The following is a 16922-nucleotide window of genomic DNA, read 5'->3' as shown; positions in this document are numbered from 1 at the left end:
TGTCGGTTAGTCGCCTGGGTGGGGCGCTAGCTGGACGATGCGCTCTGCTCGCCGCAGTACTGGGGCATCCACCATTATGCCTTCGAACTGGAAGACGCCCCGGGCTTCGCGGGCCGCGTCCAGCACGTGTCGCGCCCACTGCACCTGCTCGGCGGTCGGTGTGTAGCCCTCGCGGATCACCGCAACCTGCGACGGATGGATGGCGACCTTGACGTCGAAGCCCACCGCCACGGCGTCGTCGACCTCGGCGCGCAGGCCGTCGAGGTCTTTGATGTCGAGGTAGACCGAGTCGAGGGCAAGCCGGCGGTAGGCCTTGGCGGCCAGCAGCGTCTGCGAGCGGACGTGCCGGGCGACCTCGCGGTAGCTGCCGTCGGGGTACCGGTTCGCGGTGCCGCCGGTCACCGCGAACAGGTCTTCGGCTCCCCACATCAGCGCGAACGTGTTCTCCATGCGCGCCAGGTCGGTCACGGCCAGCGCGCCGAGCGGGGTCTCGATCAGCACCACGACATTCAGCGGCGCCAGGTCGCGCACCTGCTGCGGGTCCTCGGTCTTGGCGAGCATGACCGTGGTGTAGTCGGTCTTGGCCAGCGTTTCGAGGTCGAGGGGGTGGTCGTCGGTGCCGGCGGGGTTGATGCGCACCACCGTCCGCTGCGGGTCGAGACGCGTCTCGATGAGCGCCGCGCGGGCGGCCTCCCGGTCCTTCGCGGCGACGCCGTCCTCGAGGTCGAGGATCACGACATCGGCGGCTGCGGCGGCCTTCTCGAACCGCTCCGGACGGTCGGCGGGGCAGAACAGCCAGGCGGGTCCCGTCACGAGCGCCACTATGCGTCACCCTCTGGTCGCTTGCGCACCATGGTCTTTCGCGACGCGGTGGCCACGATGTCGCCGTGTTGGTTGCGGCCGACGTGGGAGAAGGTCACGATACCCTCACCGGGGCGGCTCTTGGACTCCCGCTTTTCGAGCACCTCGGACTCCGCGTAGAGAGTGTCGCCGTGGAAAAGCGGTTTCGGGAAGGCGATTTCGCCGAACCCCAGGTTGCCGACGATGGTGCCCTGAGTCAGCTGCGTGACCGACAACCCGACGAGGGTCGACAGCGTGAACATCGAGTTGACCAGCCGCTGGTTGAACGGCGGCAGAGCGTCGGAGAACGCGGCGTCCAGGTGCAACGCCTGGGTGTTCATCGTCAGCGTCGTGAACAACACGTTGTCCGCCTCGGTGATGGTGCGGCCCGGCCGGTGCTGATACAGCACGCCGGTCTCGAACTCCTCGTACCACAGCCCGCGCTGGACGACGATTCTCTTGTCGCTCTGGGTCTGATCGTTCGCTCCGCTCACAGGCCCAACTCCCGCCCGATCAGCATCAACTGCACTTCCGTTGTGCCCTCGCCGATTTCGAGGATCTTGCTGTCGCGGTAGTGCCGCGCGACCGAGTACTCGTTCATGAAGCCGTAGCCGCCGAAGATCTGGGTGGCATCGCGGGCGTTGTCCATCGCGGCCTCGCTGGCCACCATCTTGGCGATGGACGCCGCCTTCTTGAACGGCTTTCCGGCCAGCATCAGCGCGGCGGCGTCGTAGTACGCCGTGCGGGCGATGTGTGCCCGCGCCTCCATCCGCGCGATCTTGAAAGCGATCGCCTGATAGCTGCCGATGGCGGCGCCGAAGGCCTCGCGTTCCTTGGCGTATTTGACCGATTCGTCGACACACCCCTGGGCCGCCCCGACCGACAGCGCGGCGATCGCGATGCGGCCCTCGTCGAGGATGCGCAGGAAGTTCGCGTATCCCCTGCCGCGCTCACCGAGCAAATTCTCCTCGGGCACGCGCACATCGTCGAAGCTCAGCGGGTGGGTGTCCGAGGCGTTCCAGCCGACCTTGCTGTACGCCGGTTCGGCAGTGAAGCCGTCGATGGGCACCGGCACCAGGATCGACGAAATCTCTTTCTTGCCATCAAGTTTCACGCCCGTCACCGCCGTCACCGTCACCAGCTTGGTGATGTCGGTGCCCGAATTGGTGATGAACTGCTTGGAACCGTTGATCACCCAGTGGCCGTCGTCGAGGCGGGCGGTGGTCTTGGTCGCGCCCGCATCGCTGCCGCCGCCGGCTTCGGTCAGGCCGAACGCGCCCAGCGCCTTGCCGCTCGCCAGCAGCGGCAGCCACTCTTCCTTCTGCTTGTCGGAACCGAACCGGTACACCGGCATCGCGCCCAGCGACACCCCAGCCTCGAGCGTGATCGCGACGCTCTGGTCGACCTTGCCGAGTTCCTCGAGCGCGAGGCACAGCGCGAAGTAGTCGCCGCCCATGCCGCCGTACTCCTCGGGGAACGGCAGGCCGAACAGGCCCATGTCGGCCATGCCCGCGACGACCTCGTACGGGAACGAGTGTTCTTCGTCGTGCTTGGCCGCGACGGGCGCCACCACGCTCTGGGCGAAGTCGCGGACCGTTTTGGCCAGCTGTTCGTAGTGATCCGGCAGCATGCCGGTGGCCAGAAAGTCGCTCATGATTGTTCCTCCACTGTGGGGTCCGCGATGACCTTCGCCAGGAGCTGACCCACCTTGACCTGATCGCCTTCGGCGACAAGGAGTTCCACCGCGCCGTCGACCGGGGCGCTCAACGCGTGTTCCATCTTCATGGCTTCGACGGTGACCACGACCGTGCCCGCCGTCACCCGATCGCCGTCGACCACCCCGACGGCCACCACGGATCCCGGCATCGGGCTGGTCAACTCGGCGTCGCCGCTGTGCGCGTCGTCGGGCCGCACCGGCGCTTCGCGCACCTCGTCGACCGCCAGGGTGCGGCCCCCGTCCGCCAGCCAGACCCGACCGTCTTCGGTCGCCACGACGTAATCGGTTCGGACGCCGTCGAATGTGACCGCCAGCCGGTCCCCGACCGACGACGCCGACAGGGGACGCGGTTGCCCGTCCTCGATCGCCGCGTTTCCAGCCGACGGCGTCCCGGTGAGGTGCACGTGGTCGGTGCGTTCACCGGACTGCAGCCGGTACGTCGTCGGCGCATGCCGGCCCATTCGCCAGCCGGACGGGACCGCCCACAGGTCGCCGGCGGGTTCCGGCCACGCGCGCAACCATTTGTATGCCGCGGCGGCGACCAGGTCGACGTCCCGGGCGGGCGCGGGCGCAAAGTCCGGGCTGCGGCGGTCCAGTAGGCCGGTGTCAAGGCGGCCCGCCGCGACGTCGGGATCGGCGAGAAGGAATCGCAGGAACTCGATGTTGGTGGTGACGCCCAATACGGCGGTCTGCGCCAGCGCACGGTCGAGGGCACGAAGGGCGGCGGGCCGGTCGGCGGCGTGCGCGATGACCTTCGACAGCATCGGGTCGTAGTCGCTGCCGATCACCGAACCGCGGGACAACCCCGAGTCGACGCGGACGCCGTGCCCCTGCGGCTCGGCGAGGTCCAGTACCTGGCCGCCCGTGGGCAGGAAGCCGCGCCCGGGATCCTCGGCGTAGACGCGGGCCTCGATCGCGTGTCCGGTCATGACGATGTCGTCCTGCGCGATCGACAGCTTCTCGCCCGCGGCGATCCGTACCTGTTGCTCGACGAGATCGATGCCGGTGACCATCTCGGTGACCGGATGCTCGACCTGCAGGCGGGTGTTCATCTCCATGAAGAAGAATTCGTCGGGCCGGTCGGCGGACACGATGAACTCGACGGTGCCCGCGCCGGTGTAGTCGACGCTGCGCGCCGTGTCGCACGCCGCCGCGCCGATCCTCGCCCGCGTCGCCGCGTCCAGCAGCGGCGACGGCGCCTCCTCGATCACCTTCTGGTGTCGACGTTGCAGACTGCATTCGCGTTCGCCCAGGTGCACGACGTTGCCGTAACCGTCGGCGAGCACCTGCACCTCGATGTGGCGCGGGTTGAGCACGAACCGTTCGAGGAACAGGGTGTCGTCACCGAACGCGGCGGCGGCCTCCCGGCGTGCACTCGCCAGCGCGGCGGCCAGTTCGGCCGGCTCGTGCACGACGCGCATGCCCTTGCCGCCGCCGCCCGCCGAGGGTTTCACCAAAACGGGGAAGCCGACCTCATCGGCGCCGGCGATGAGGTCGTCGTCGGACAGGCCCGGCCGGGACACCCCAGGGACGACCGGCACGCCGAATGCCGACACCGCCGCCTTGGCCGCGATCTTGTCGCCCATGGTCTGGATCGCGCCGACCGGTGGGCCGATGAACGTGATCCCGGCGTCCTGCAGAGCGGCGGCGAACTGCGCGTTCTCCGAGAGGAATCCGTAACCGGGATGTACGGCCTGGGCGCCGGTGCGTTGGGCGGCCGCGACGACGGCATCGATGTCGAGGTAACTCTGCCTGGCCGCGGGCGGCCCGATGTTGACGGCGACATCAGCCTCGGCGACATGGCGGGCACCCGCGTCGGCGTCACTGAACACCGCGACCGACCGGATGCCCATGGCGCGCAACGTTCGAATGACCCGGACGGCGATCTCGCCTCGGTTGGCTACAAGGACGGTATGGAAGTTCATGTCCTCACATCCGGAACACGCCGTAGGAGATGGACTCGAGCGGTGCCCGGCCGACCGCCGAGAGCGCCAGCCCGAGAACCGTTCTGGTGTCGGCGGGGTCGATCACCCCGTCATCCCACAGCCGGGCTGTCGAGTAGTACGGATTGCCTTGGTCTTCGTACTGCTGGCGGATCGGCGCCTTGAACTTCTCCTCCTCTTCGGGCGACATGTCGCCGCGCACGGTGGCCAGCACCGACGCGGCCTGTTCGCCGCCCATCACCGAGATCCTCGCATTGGGCCACATCCACAGAAACCGCGGCGAATACGCCCGCCCGCACATCGAGTAGTTGCCCGCGCCGTACGAACCGCCGATGACCACGGTCAGTTTCGGCACCCGCGCGCACGCCACCGCGGTGACCATCTTCGCGCCGTGCTTGGCGATGCCGCCGGCTTCGTAATCACGCCCGACCATGAACCCGGAGATGTTCTGCAGGAACAACAGCGGCGCGTTGCGCTTGTCGCAGAGCTCGATGAAATGCGCACCCTTGAGCGCCGATTCGCTGAACAGCACACCGTTGTTGGCGATGATGCCCACCGGATGGCCGTGGATGTGGGCGAATCCGGTGACCAGGGTGCTGCCGTATTCGGCCTTGAATTCGGCGAATTCACCGCCGTCGACGATCCGTGTGACCACTTCGTGCACGTCGTAGGGGACGCGCGAGTCGACAGGCACGACGTCGTAGAGCTCGTGTTGATCGGCGATCGGGTCCACGGTGGGCCGGACATCCCACGGCAGCGGCTCGCGGGGGCCGAGCGTGGCGACGATGCGCCGCACGATCCGCAGCGCGTCACGGTCGTCATGCGCCAAATGGTCTGTCACACCGGAGGTTTTGGAGTGCAGGTCACCGCCGCCGAGCTCCTCGGCGGTGACGACCTCGCCCGTCGCCGCCTTCACAAGCGGTGGACCGCCGAGGAAGATGGTGCCCTGATTGCGCACGATCACGGCCTCGTCGCTCATCGCGGGCACGTATGCGCCACCGGCCGTGCAGGATCCGAGCACCGCGGCGATCTGCGGGATGCCCCGAGCGGACAGGTTGGCCTGGTTGTAGAAGATGCGCCCGAAATGGTCGCGGTCGGGGAACACCTCGTCTTGTCGCGGCAGGAACGCCCCGCCGGAGTCGACGAGATAGATGCAGGGCAACCGGTTTTCACCAGCGACCTCCTGGGCACGGAGGTGCTTCTTGACCGTGATCGGGTAGTAGGTGCCGCCCTTGACGGTCGCGTCGTTGGCGACGATCACACATTCGCGACCCGATACCCGACCGATGCCGGTGATCATTCCGGCGCCCGGACACTCGTCGTCGTACATGCCGTCGGCGGCCAACGGAGACAGTTCGAGAAAGGGGCTTCCGGTATCCAGCAGGCCGTCCACCCGGTCGCGCGGCAGCAGTTTGCCGCGGCTGACGTGGCGCTCGCGAGCCCGTTCGGGGCCGCCGAGCGCGGCCGCGGCGAGCTTGGAACGTAGTTCGTCGACCAGCGCGAGATGCTGCTCGCGATGTGAACGCCGCGATGCCATCGGTGAACCCGTTCGTTGAGTTAATGACGACTAACTCGTGGTATGTTAGTCACGATTAACCGAGAAGTCTACAGCGGGCGGGAGGCGCCGTGTCCCCTACTCAGGTGCCCGCGTCCACCCGGCGCAGCAAGGCGAAATCGGATCGCCGCTCCCAGTTGATCGCCGCGGCGGAACGCCTGGTGGCCGAACGCGGTTACCTCGCGGTGCGGCTGGAGGACATCGGTGCCGCGGCCGGCGTCAGCGGACCGGCGATCTATCGGCACTTCCCGAACAAAGAGGCGCTGCTGGTCGAGTTACTGGTCGGTATCAGCACCCGACTGCTGGCCGGCGCCACCGAGGTGGTCACCCGCGCGGCGGATGCGACGTCGGCGTTGGACGGCCTGATCGACTTCCACCTGGACTTCGCGCTCGGCGAGTCCGACCTCATCCGCATCCAGGACCGCGACTTCGCCAGCCTGCCGCCGTCGGCCAAACGCCAGGTGCGGAAGGCGCAACGCCAGTACGTCGAGATCTGGGTGGACGTGCTGCGCAAGGTCGACACCTCGTTGGCCGAGGCCGACGCCAGGCTGATGGCACACGCCACGTTCGGGCTGCTGAACTCCACCCCGCACGCGCTGACCATGAAAACGGCCGAGGCCAGACCGCGATCCGTCTTGAAAGCTATGACGGTCGCGGCGCTGACCTCGGCCGCGCGTGACGTTTAGGCGCTGGGCCTCAAACGGTTAGTACCAGGCTTTCCTGCCACCGACAGGACGGCCGACGGATCCCAGAATCCAGAACACCGCTCCGATGACCATGAGGATGATGCCGATGGTCCAGAGGATGTTGATTCCGAAGATCAGTCCGAGGATGAGGAGAATCGCTCCGAGGATGATCATTAGTGTTCCTTTCGAATTATCAAGCGCCAGTTGTCACTGGCTGGGTTCCGGCAGATTGCAGTTTTCAACCTTGGGGTTGACACCTGCGTAGTTCAGCGGACCGGCCACCACCGTTAGGGCGATGCTTCCCGCTGTCGCGCAATTGGTTTCACTGGTCTCGAAGTAGCCGCGTTGGTACGCGGCGAATGCACCGATCAGCAACCAAACGAGCACCAGAACGCCGAGAATTCCGCCACCTCGCATGCTGCGCCTCCTTTGTCGCGCCCGATCGGCGCGTGCGCAGCGTTTACCCGGCAGACAATTTCGATAAACGTGGCTACGGCGTCAATTCGGTTACGACTCGGAATGCGGGCCGAAAGCCGCAATCAGCCACTCGCGCATGGCTTTGACCAGCACGGCGCGATTCTCACGCCGGTCGATCTCGTGGCCGTCGTCGTCGAACATCAGCAGTTCGACTTTCCGGTTAAGTTCCTGCAGCGCTTCGAACATTTGCTGAGATTCACTGGGAGGCACGTTGGTGTCGTTGACGCCGTGCACCAACAGCAACGGCGCCGTCATCGCATCGACGCGTTGCAACGGCGATAGCTGCTCGAGCAGTTCACGATCGCTGATCGGGTGGCCGTACTTCGGATATGCGGCGGCGGCGATCCACGGTTCGGTGTTGCGGTACCAGGTGTTCAGATCGCTCATACCGCAGATGCTGATTCCCGCGGCGAACCGGTCCGGGTGAAAGGTGAGCGCCGCCTGGGTCAGGTAGCCACCGTAGGACCACCCGCAACATGCGATGCGATCGGCCGGTGCGATCCCTTGCTCGACGAGATAGTCGACCGCGTCGGCGACGTCGTCGATGGCGGCGAACCGTCGCTCCTTGTCGTCGGCGTGCATGAACGTCCTGCCGAATCCGCCCGACCCGCGGACGTTGGGCAGGAATACGCTGATGCCCTCCTCCAGCAGCGCCGGGAAGAACTCGTTGTATCCGGGCCTGCCCTGCCCCTCGGGTCCGCCGTGCAGGAACAGCATCGCGCCGATCGTCGGGACGCCGTCGCGCGGGCGGAACAGCCAGCCGGAGAATTCCATGCCGTCGCGTGCGGTGACCCGTTCCAGCGTCGGGTCCGGCGCCATCGGTCCGGAACTGGGTTCGCGGTCTACGAGCTCCCACTCCCGCGTGCGGGGGTCGACCAGTTCGACGGTCGGCGGGATGGACGGGCCCTCGACGGTCATGGCCAGCATCGAACCGCCGGCGCTGATGCTCAGCTGGCTGGCCACCATGCCCGGCAGCGGGATCGGTTCGTGCAGGAAGCTGTCGGGTAGCTCGAGAATCTGTAACTCGCTGGCGCCGTGCATGTTCCACAGCATCGCCACGGTGGAACCGTCGTCGCTGACGGTGAACTCGTCGAGTTCGAAGCCGGGCCGCTCGGCGACGACCTGGTACGCCACGCCGTCGGCGGTGACCGTGACCTCGAGCAGTCGCGCATGCTCGGCGCCGTTCTCGCTGCGGATCAGGGCCCGCAAATAGCCTTCGGTGCTGTTGACGTCGTAGCTGCTGGCCGGCTGGTACAGCTTGGTGAGCTCACCTTCCAGCCCGGCGCGCAGCCGGCGTGCGTAGTGGTCGTCCAGGATGAGGCCGGTGTCGGTGGTCGAGCCTGGATCGTATGGCAGCAACGCGGTTTCGGTGCGCCCGCGCAGCATGATGAGGTCGCGGTAGCCGCGCGGCCCGACCCGCACCAGCGCGGCGCCGGCCCAGGCGTCGACGAGCCGGCCGCCCGAGCGGCGGTCCAGCACCGTGGTGCGACCGGTGGCCGGGTCGATCAGGCATGAGCTGCCGACACCGTCCTCACCGGTGAGGATCGCCGCCACCAGGGTGCCGTCCCAGTTGATGAGTTCGGCGGTGCCCTCGGGCGCTTCGGCCGGCCACGAGTCGATGCGGCGGGCGTCGCGGTCGTCGGGATCGGTTGTCACGACCCAGATCTGGGTGCGGGTGCTGCCTTCGGGGGCGACCTCACAGGCCAGCCAGTGACCGTCGGCCGAGTGCAGAACCCGCGTCACCGGCCCTTCGACGGGCAGATCGACGTCGCGCGAGGAACTCGCCCGCCAGCCGCGCAGGAACCGCTGCACGGCCCGCGGGAAGCCGCCGTCGTCGACCAGATGTGCGAACGCGGTGGCGTCCGGCGACATGGATGCGCCATAGACCCTGCGAACCTGCTCTCCCACCGGACCAATTCTGCCTGCCCAAGCAAGTCGAGCAGTGACCTGCGCCTGTTGGGCGGTCGCACAGGTACCCTCGCACGCATGAGGTGGGTATGACCGATACACCACGGCCCGGCCGCGACGAGCAATCCGGCACGGGTGGCCGCGGGGAGCAACCGCAGGGTTACGGCTATCCCGGTTACAGCGATCCGGCGTATGCCAGCCAGGCGTACGGCCCCACCTATCAGCCCCCGCCGGGACCTGCCCCGACGCAGCGCCTGCCGCAGTACGGCACCTACGGCTATGACCCGTACGCCACCGGCCAGTACGGGGCGCCCTACCCATCCGGTGAGCCCTCACCCCAGCAACCGCCGGAGGAACCGCGTTCACCCCGTTGGCTGTGGGTCGCCGCGGGTCTCGCGGTGCTGACCGTGCTGGGCCTGGTGATCGCGCTCGTCGTGGTCAACAGTTCGCAACAGCAGACGGTCGTCGCGCCACCGCCGATGCAGGAACCAGACTTCACCACGCCGATCCCGACGACGACGCTGCGCCCGACCGTCCCGCGCACCACGCGGCCGACCGTGCCGCCCGCGGTGCCCACCGTGCCGAGCACGCCGCGCACCACCACCCCGGGCGCCACCCAGACCGTTGTCTACGTCGTCAGCGGTTCCGGACGCGCCATCAACATCACCTACGTCGACACCGGCGGTCTGCTGCAGACCGAGTTCAACGTGATGCTGCCGTGGAGCAAGGAAGTTGAGTTGTCCGAGTCCGCCGCGGCGTCGGCGAGCATCAGCATCATCAACGTCGGCCGCGAGGTGAACTGTTCGATCTCCGTCGACGGAACCGTGGTGCAGAAGCGCACGGGAGCGGGCCTGACGATCTGCACCGCGACCGGTTAGGCGGTCACGCTGCGGGGGACGCGCACGGCGAGCATCGCGACCAGACCGGCGGCGAGGACCACGAGCAGACCGCCCATCCCCGCGCGGTCGGTGCCGAAGATCGCGATGAACGCCGAGAACAGCGTGGGCGCCAGGTACGAAACGGCGCGGCCCGTCGTCGTGTAGAGGCCGAACGCGACGCCCTCCTTGCCGTGGGCCGACATTCGCAGCATCATCGTCCGCGCCGCGGACAGCGTCGGGCCGATGAACAGGCACAGCAGCAGCCCGCAGACCCAGAAGGCGAGCACCCCGTCGAGCGACAGCAACGCCAGCCCGACCGCGATCATCGCGCTCAGCGACACGACGATGACGGGTTTGGCGCCGAACCGGTCATCGAGCAGCCCGCCGAGGACCGCGCCGACGGCGGCGACGGTGCTCGCGCTCACACCGAACAGCAGCACGTCCGCGTCCGATACGCCGTAGACCCGCACGCCGAGCACCGCCCCGAACGCGAAGATGCCCGTCAGACCATCGCGGAACACCGCGCTGGCCAACAGGTAGTAGATGACGTGGTGGTCGCGCCGCCACTCGCTGCGGATGTCGGAGAACAGCCTGCGATAGCCGCCGATGAACCCCACCGACTGCCGCTGTTCCAGCGGGTCGGGTTTGACGCTGGGCACGGCCACCAGGACCGGCAGGGCGAACAGCCCGAACCAGACGGCGGTGAAAACCATGGCGGCCCTGATGTTTTGGCCGTCGTCGAGCGGTAGGCCGAGCAATCCGCCGTCACCGGAGACGAAGCCGAAGTACACCACCAACAGCAAGGTGACGCTGCCGAGGAAGCCCAAGCCGAGGCCGAGCCCGGAGATCTGGCCCGACGTCTGGGGCGTCGAGAGTTGGCGCAGCATCGCGTTGTACGGCACGGTGGCCAGCTCGTTGCACGCCGACGCGCAGCCCAGGAGCACCAGACCCAGCGCCAGGTAGCGGTAGTCGTCACGCACCGAACTCATCGCCGCGATCAGCACCACCGCGAGCGCGCTCAGCACGGCCAGCACCCGGCGCCGTCGCCACGGGGCGTCGACCCACACACCGGTCACGGGCGCCAGCACGGCCACAACCACGCCGGCCGTTCCCAGCGCCCAGCCGAGCCAGCTGGTGGCGCTGATGTCACCGGGCAGGTCGGCGCCGACGGAGTTGGTCAGGTAGATCGAGAACACGAAGGTCACGACCACGGCGTTCAGCCCGGTCGCACCGAAATCCCACAGCGCCCACGAGATGACCTGGCGGCGAGGCGCGGGAGGCCCGCCGGAATCGGGTGGGTCGGTCATGGTCCGCCCACGATATAGTCCCGGCCATGTCAGTTCCGGCACCCAGCGCCGACGCCCGCGCGGTGGTCACCGGCGCATCGCAGAACATCGGCGAAGCGCTGGCGACCGAACTCGCCGCCCGCGGACACCACCTGATCGTCACCGCCCGCCGCGAGGAGGTGCTGCGCACGCTGGCCGACCGCCTCACCCAGCAGTATGGCGTGACGGTGGAGGTGCGCCCCGTCGACCTGGTCGATCCGACGGAGCGTACGAAGTTCTGCGACGAACTGGCGACGCGCAACATCTCGATCCTGTGCGCCAACGCGGGCACCGCGACGTTCGGCCCGGTGTCGTCGCTGGACCCGGCGGACGAGAAGGCGCAGGTTCAGCTGAATGTGCTGGGCGTGCACGATCTGGTGCTCGCCGTCCTGCCGGGGATGGTCGAGCGCAAGGCCGGTGGCATCCTGATTTCCGGTTCGGCAGCGGGCAATTCGCCGATTCCGAACAACGCGACCTATGCCGCGAGCAAGGCATTCGTCAACACGTTCAGCGAGTCGCTGCGCGGCGAACTCAAGAAGGTCGGCGTGCATGTGACGCTGCTGGCCCCGGGACCGGTGCGCGAGACGCTGCCGTCCGAGGAGGAGCAGTCGCTGGTGGAGAAGCTGATTCCGGACTTCCTGTGGATCTCGACGCAGTACACGGCCAAACAGTCGCTGGATGCGTTGGAGCGCAACAAGATGCGTATCGTCCCCGGCGTGACGTCGAAGGCGATGTCGGTTGCGGCGGGCTACACGCCGCGGGCCATCGTGACGCCGATCGTCGGTGCCGTGTACAAGAAACTCGGCGGCGGCTAGACCGCGGTCTCGCGATCAGCGGCGACGGCGGGTGCGCCTGCGGCCGGTGCCGAAGATGCTGCGGGTGATCTCGCGCCCGATCACCGTGCCCGCCGAGCGCATCGCGCTCTTGAACGCCGGGCTGGTGACCACCTTCTCGACCATCGACGGCTCGGCGGTGTCGCGCGACCTGACCTGACCCGAGGCGCTGGCCCCGCCGGGCTGCGGCGGCAGCGGCGGCGGTAGGGCGTCGGGGGCGGTGGCGGGCTCCTCCGGCGGCGCCAACCGCGCGTTGAGTCGCTCATAGGCCGACTCCCGGTCGATGGTCTGCCCGTATTCCGCTTGCAGCGCACTGGCTTTCGCTGCGGCGGCTATGGCTTCGGGGCCGATGGTGTCCATCAGCGACCGTGGGGCCCGCATCCGGGTCCACGCCACCGGCGTCGGTGCGCCCTTCTCCGACAACACGGTGATGATCGCTTCGCCGGTACCCAACGACGTCAGGTCCGACTTCAGGTCGTAGACATCGGTTTTCGGGTACGTACGCACCGTCTTCGACAGCGCCTTCTCGTCGTCGGGTGTGAATGCACGCAGTGCGTGCTGAATGCGCGCACCCAACTGGGACAGCACGTCGTTGGGCACGTCGGTGGGCAGCTGTGTGCAGAAGAACACCCCGACGCCCTTGGACCGGATCAGCTTGACCGTCTGCTCGACCTGTTCCATAAACGCTTTGGACGCGTCGGAGAACAGCAGGTGCGCCTCGTCGAAGAAGAAAACCAGTTTCGGCTTGTCGAGGTCGCCGACCTCCGGAAGCGTCGCGAACAGATCGGCGAGCACCCACATCAGGAAGGTCGAGAACATCACCGGGCGGGCGGCCTGGCTGCCGAGTTCCAGCAGCGTGATGATTCCGCGGCCCTGCTCGTCGACCCGCAGCAGGTCCTCGGGCTCGAGTTCGGGCTCACCGAAGAACGTGTCGCCGCCATCGGCCTCCAGGTTGATCAGCGCCCGCAGGATCACCCCCGCGGTCGTGGTGGACACCGCGCCGATCGCCTTCAGTTCGGCCTTGCCCTCGTCGCTGGTGAGGTACTGGATCACCGCGCGCAGGTCCTTGAGGTCCAGCAGTGAGAGCCCCCGCTGGTCGGCCCAGTGGAAGATCAGGCCCAGTGTCGACTCCTGCGTGGCGTTCAGCCCGAGCACCTTCGACAGCAGGATCGGCCCGAAACTGGAGATCGTCGCGCGCACCGGCACCCCGATGCCGGTGGTGCCCAGCGACAGGAACTCGACGGGGTAGGCCGTCGGCGCCCAGTCGTCACCGGTGTCGGCGGCCCGTGCGGTGACGTTCTCGTTCGCCTCGCCGGGCCGCGACAGCCCCGAGAGGTCGCCCTTGACGTCGGCCATCACGCACGGCACACCCGCGGACGACAGCTGTTCGGCGAGCACCTGCAGCGATTTCGTCTTCCCGGTGCCGGTGGCGCCGGCGATCAGCCCGTGGCGGTTGACCGTGGCCAGCGGTATGCGAACCTGTGCGGTCGGATCACAGGCGCCGTCGACGACGATGGAGCCGAGCTCCAGCGCGTCCCCTTCGGCGGCGTAACCTGCGGCGATCTGCTGTGCGGGGGTGGGTGCGGACTCACTGGCCATGGCTGGCACCCTAACCCCCACCGCAGCCCGAACGGGCGGGTGCAGCCGGCCGGAGCGGTGGCAAGGCTTACTGTGAGCGTCGTGCGCGACGAACTGGTGTGGATCGACTGCGAGATGACCGGCCTGGATCTCAAGACGGACCGGCTCATCGAGATCGCGGTGCTGGTGACAGACGCTGACCTCAACATCCTCGGCGACGGCATCGACGTCGTCATACACACCGACGACGAGGCGTTGGCGTCGATGATCCCGGTGGTGACCGACATGCACACCCGCTCGGGCCTGATCGACGAGGTCAAAGCGTCCACCGTGACCGTGGCCGAAGCCGAGGAGCAGGTGCTCGACTACATCCGCGGCCACGTCAAACAGGCCAAGACGGCGCCGCTGGCGGGCAACTCGATCGCCACCGACCGCGGCTTCATCGCCCGCGACATGCCCAAGCTCGATGACTACCTGCACTACCGGATGATCGACGTGAGCTCGATCAAGGAGTTGTGCAGGCGATGGTATCCGCGGATCTACTTCGGCCAGCCCGAGAAGGGCCTCGCGCACCGGGCGCTCGCCGACATCCACGAGTCGATACGTGAACTGCAGTACTACCGACGCACCGCGTTCGTGCCGCCGCCGGGGCCTTCGACCAGCGATATCGCAGCCGTCGCCGGGGAATTGGGACCCTCGAACGGCGGCCCGAAGGACATCGATTCGGCCGCTGAGCGTTCGAGCGGTTAGTATCGACGTCGCCGCTTCGCCCGTTCGGGTTCGCGGCAATGGTGGCTGTAGTTCAGTTGGTAGAGCACCAGGTTGTGATCCTGGCTGTCGCGGGTTCGAGTCCCGTCAGCCACCCCGACTGGGTCAGGGAGCGAATCTTCGCTCCCTGACCCTTTTTTCGATTCAGCCGAGATGCGCCGCTGAGGGGCCAGCCGTCAGATCAGACGTTGGCGTTGCCGGCCTTCCACTGCTCCCACGGGATGTTCCAGTCACCGAGTCCGTCGGTGCCCGGAAGCGTCGAGCCGACCGTGTTGACGATTTCGACGACGTCCCCGCGCTTCGAGTTGTCGTGGAACCACTGCCCGTTGCTCGTGCTGACGTTGATGCACCCGTGGCTGACATTGCTGTAGCCCTGGCTGCCCACCGACCACGGCGCAGCGTGGACGTAGATGCCGCTGTAGGAGATCTGGGTGGCCCAATCGACCTCGGTGCGATAGCCGTTCGGCGAGTTACTCGGCACACCGTAGGTGGACGAGTCCATGATCATGTGCGAGCGCCGGTCCCCGACGATGTAGACGCCGTTGTTGGTGGGGGTGCTGTTCTTGCCCATCGACACCGGCATGGTCTTGATCACCTCGCCGTTGCGGGTCACCGTCAGCGTCTTGGTGTTGTCGTCGACCCTCGTGATCACCTCATCGCCGATCGTGAAGCTGGTGCTGACGTTCTCCTGGCCGAACAGGCCGTCGCCGAGGTCGACGCCGTAGGTGTTCACCGCGACGTCGACCTTCGTGCCGGGTTTCCAGTACTTCGCAGGCCGCCAGCGAACCTCCTGGTTGTTCAGCCAGTAGAACGCGCCCTCGACGGGCGGGTCGGTCTTGATCTTGATAGCCTTCTGCGCGGCCAGCCGGTTGGTGATGTTCTCGTCGAACCGAACGGCGACCGGTTGTCCCACGCCGACCACCTCGCCGTTGTTCGGCAGCACGTACGGCATGGTCAGGTTTTCCGGCGAATGGGTCTCGAAGGACATCCGCCGGGTGGTGGCACCGCCGAGCCCCAGCGATTCGGCGGTGAGCGTGTAGCGCTTGTTATAGCCGAGCGGCTCGGTGGTCGACCAGGTCAGCCCGTCCTTGCTCAAGGCGCCTGCGACGGTCTTACCGGACTCGTTCACCATGGTGACCGCGCCGAGGACGCCGTCCTCCGCGCTGACGGTCACCGGCGAGTCCACGGAAACGCCCACGGCGCCGTCGGTCACCGACGCGGTCAGCTTGGGAACGAGCAGGTCACCAAACGGTGTGCCCTTGTCGTCGATCACCTGAGGCTGCGGCGGCGCCGAGTTGCCTCCGCACGCGGACAACCCGAGCGCCAGGACGGGGATCAGCGCAACGGTCACCAACCATGCGCGTCGACGCGGACGGGCCACTGAACGGACTCGCCACATTGCTCACTCCACCTCACAACCAGGGACAGATCGATGATTCTTGGCAACAGTCTAAGGGCAATTTCAGGTCCGGGTTACGTGGCGGATGTCGACGAAGCAACGTTGTGGGGACAGATTTCGTACTGCGCAGCAGAGCCTGTTATTGTCGCACCCGCGCGCCGTTAGCTCAGTTGGTAGAGCAGCTGACTCTTAATCAGCGGGTCCGGGGTTCGAAACCCTGACGGCGCACCAGCTTCACATCGAGTGCGACCGTGACGGACCGTCACGGTCGCGTTCTTTTTCTGAACCGTCGCCGACGCGATGACGTCACTTATTACGGTTGCGTAAATTTCTGGGCCAAATTTGTCATTGCACAAGGAAAGTGTGCTGAACGCTACATAAGATAGCTTACGGAGATGTGGGTCTCAGTTCACGTGACGTTGCGGAAAAGCCACTTCGTCGGCCTTACTGCCGATTAAGCTGCGATAAGACAAGTTGATCTGCTACAGTCGCGTTAGCTGACACCCTGAAACTCCAGGATCAGCAAAACCTCGGAAGGAAAAAGGGACTTAGCTGATGCCTCAGCCAGGCCATTCATTTGCGGCAGACGGAGCGGGTGCGGGCGCATCCGCCGAGGTGACTGCCCAAAGCCCGGTCGCGGTGTACAGCTGCAATCGGATCGGCCGGGTCGCCAACCCCCCCGGCTTTTCCTTCTCTGACTGGTTTCGCTCGACGCGACGCCGCTGACGGCGGACCGCTCAGTCCCGCCGGATCCGGCGGACGATGAGCACGAGCGCGACCACTCCCACGCCCGCAAGCGACACCGCTACGGCGGGTTTCGTCACGAAGCGGATCGCGGCCGACTTGGCGTCCTCGACCAGGCGGCTGGGATTGGCGCGTTCGGCGAGGGTGTCCACCGTCGCCGCGAGTTGCTCCCGAGCTTGGTCGATGTCCTGCTTGATGGTCTCGGGATCGCGGTCCGCCACGTGCGCCTCCAAGCCGTCCAAGTCGGTGCTCCTCACCAGAGCCTGCCGAT

The 16922-nt window shown here is 67.0% G+C and carries 16 protein-coding genes and 2 tRNA genes; 6 read left to right on the top strand and 12 right to left on the bottom strand.

What is annotated here, in order from left to right:
- Positions 1 to 6 precede the first annotated feature (6 nt).
- The 5 genes from A5650_RS23315 to A5650_RS23295 are packed head-to-tail and all read right to left on the bottom strand — an operon-like array spanning position 7 to position 6037.
- Positions 7 to 822 carry an HpcH/HpaI aldolase/citrate lyase family protein gene (locus tag A5650_RS23315; RefSeq protein ID WP_067297523.1) on the bottom strand — a complete coding sequence of 272 codons (816 nt, stop codon included), beginning with the start codon at positions 820 to 822 and terminating at the stop codon, positions 7 to 9.
- A complete protein-coding gene (locus A5650_RS23310; protein ID WP_067297520.1) occupies positions 822 to 1334 on the bottom strand; it encodes a MaoC family dehydratase in 513 nt (170 codons plus the stop codon). Before A5650_RS23310 ends, A5650_RS23315 begins: the two co-directional genes overlap by 1 nt.
- A complete protein-coding gene (locus A5650_RS23305; RefSeq protein WP_067297518.1) occupies positions 1331 to 2494 on the bottom strand; it encodes an acyl-CoA dehydrogenase family protein in 1164 nt (387 codons plus the stop codon). The genes A5650_RS23310 and A5650_RS23305 overlap by 4 nt, the downstream gene beginning before the upstream one ends.
- Positions 2491 to 4482: an acetyl/propionyl/methylcrotonyl-CoA carboxylase subunit alpha gene (locus A5650_RS23300; protein WP_067297515.1), complete on the bottom strand. Its 1992-nt coding sequence runs from the start codon at positions 4480 to 4482 to the stop codon at positions 2491 to 2493. Before A5650_RS23300 ends, A5650_RS23305 begins: the two co-directional genes overlap by 4 nt.
- 4 nt (positions 4483 to 4486) lie before the next feature.
- Positions 4487 to 6037, bottom strand: a complete 1551-nt coding sequence (locus A5650_RS23295) for a carboxyl transferase domain-containing protein (RefSeq protein WP_067297512.1) — start codon at positions 6035 to 6037, stop codon at positions 4487 to 4489.
- Between the two features lie 89 nt (positions 6038 to 6126).
- Here A5650_RS23295 and A5650_RS23290 point away from each other — a divergent pair, with 89 nt between their 5' ends.
- Positions 6127 to 6741, top strand: coding sequence for an SACE_7040 family transcriptional regulator (locus A5650_RS23290; protein ID WP_067297510.1), 615 nt, complete (start codon positions 6127 to 6129; stop codon positions 6739 to 6741).
- An 18-nt stretch (positions 6742 to 6759) separates the two neighbouring features.
- Here A5650_RS23290 and A5650_RS27220 read toward each other — a convergent pair whose 3' ends face one another.
- From A5650_RS27220 to A5650_RS23280, 3 genes are all read right to left on the bottom strand, one after another.
- A complete protein-coding gene (locus tag A5650_RS27220; protein ID WP_090274377.1) occupies positions 6760 to 6915 on the bottom strand; it encodes a hypothetical protein in 156 nt (51 codons plus the stop codon).
- Between the two features lie 33 nt (positions 6916 to 6948).
- Complete coding sequence (locus tag A5650_RS23285) at positions 6949 to 7158, bottom strand: hypothetical protein (RefSeq protein ID WP_067083558.1); 210 nt, start codon at positions 7156 to 7158, stop codon at positions 6949 to 6951.
- Positions 7159 to 7248: 90 nt separating this feature from the next.
- A complete protein-coding gene (locus A5650_RS23280; protein ID WP_067297507.1) occupies positions 7249 to 9090 on the bottom strand; it encodes an alpha/beta hydrolase family protein in 1842 nt (613 codons plus the stop codon).
- A 125-nt stretch (positions 9091 to 9215) separates the two neighbouring features.
- On the opposite strand from A5650_RS23280, the gene A5650_RS23275 reads away from it, so the two are divergent.
- Complete coding sequence (locus A5650_RS23275; protein ID WP_082950907.1) at positions 9216 to 10004, top strand: MmpS family transport accessory protein; 789 nt, start codon at positions 9216 to 9218, stop codon at positions 10002 to 10004.
- Here A5650_RS23275 and A5650_RS23270 read toward each other — a convergent pair.
- Positions 10001 to 11311, bottom strand: a complete 1311-nt coding sequence (locus tag A5650_RS23270) for an MFS transporter (protein WP_067297501.1) — start codon at positions 11309 to 11311, stop codon at positions 10001 to 10003. The two genes, A5650_RS23275 and A5650_RS23270, sit on opposite strands and share 4 nt — an antisense overlap.
- Positions 11312 to 11337: 26 nt before the next feature.
- Between A5650_RS23270 and cmrA the strand changes: the two genes are divergently transcribed.
- Positions 11338 to 12144 (top strand): mycolate reductase, encoded by an 807-nt coding sequence (cmrA, locus tag A5650_RS23265; RefSeq protein WP_067297498.1) that lies wholly within the window; start codon positions 11338 to 11340, stop codon positions 12142 to 12144.
- Between the two features lie 15 nt (positions 12145 to 12159).
- On the opposite strand, the gene A5650_RS23260 is transcribed toward cmrA, so the two are convergent.
- The gene (locus A5650_RS23260) at positions 12160 to 13761 is read right to left on the bottom strand and encodes a helicase HerA-like domain-containing protein (RefSeq protein WP_067297495.1); all 1602 of its coding nucleotides are present in this window, start codon (positions 13759 to 13761) and stop codon (positions 12160 to 12162) included.
- Between the two features lie 81 nt (positions 13762 to 13842).
- Between A5650_RS23260 and orn the strand changes: the two genes are divergently transcribed.
- Entirely contained in the window at positions 13843 to 14490 is a 648-nt protein-coding gene (gene orn / locus A5650_RS23255) for an oligoribonuclease (RefSeq protein WP_067297571.1), read from the top strand.
- A gap of 41 nt (positions 14491 to 14531) precedes the next feature.
- Positions 14532 to 14604: transfer RNA gene (locus A5650_RS23250), tRNA-His, on the top strand.
- Positions 14605 to 14689: 85 nt separating this feature from the next.
- On the opposite strand, the gene A5650_RS23245 is transcribed toward A5650_RS23250, so the two are convergent.
- Positions 14690 to 15907, bottom strand: coding sequence for a L,D-transpeptidase (locus tag A5650_RS23245; protein WP_067297493.1), 1218 nt, complete (start codon positions 15905 to 15907; stop codon positions 14690 to 14692).
- A 155-nt stretch (positions 15908 to 16062) separates the two neighbouring features.
- On the opposite strand from A5650_RS23245, the gene A5650_RS23240 reads away from it, so the two are divergent.
- A tRNA-Lys gene (locus tag A5650_RS23240) sits at positions 16063 to 16138 on the top strand.
- A gap of 506 nt (positions 16139 to 16644) precedes the next feature.
- Here the strand turns inward: A5650_RS23240 and A5650_RS23235 are convergent.
- Positions 16645 to 16872 (bottom strand): DUF3618 domain-containing protein, encoded by a 228-nt coding sequence (locus A5650_RS23235; RefSeq protein ID WP_067297568.1) that lies wholly within the window; start codon positions 16870 to 16872, stop codon positions 16645 to 16647.
- Positions 16873 to 16922 lie beyond the last annotated feature (50 nt).

Source organism: Mycobacterium sp. 1164985.4, from assembly GCF_001668575.1.
Taxonomy (GTDB): Bacteria; Actinomycetota; Actinomycetes; order Mycobacteriales; family Mycobacteriaceae; genus Mycobacterium.
This window is presented reverse-complemented; position numbering and strand designations above follow the sequence as displayed.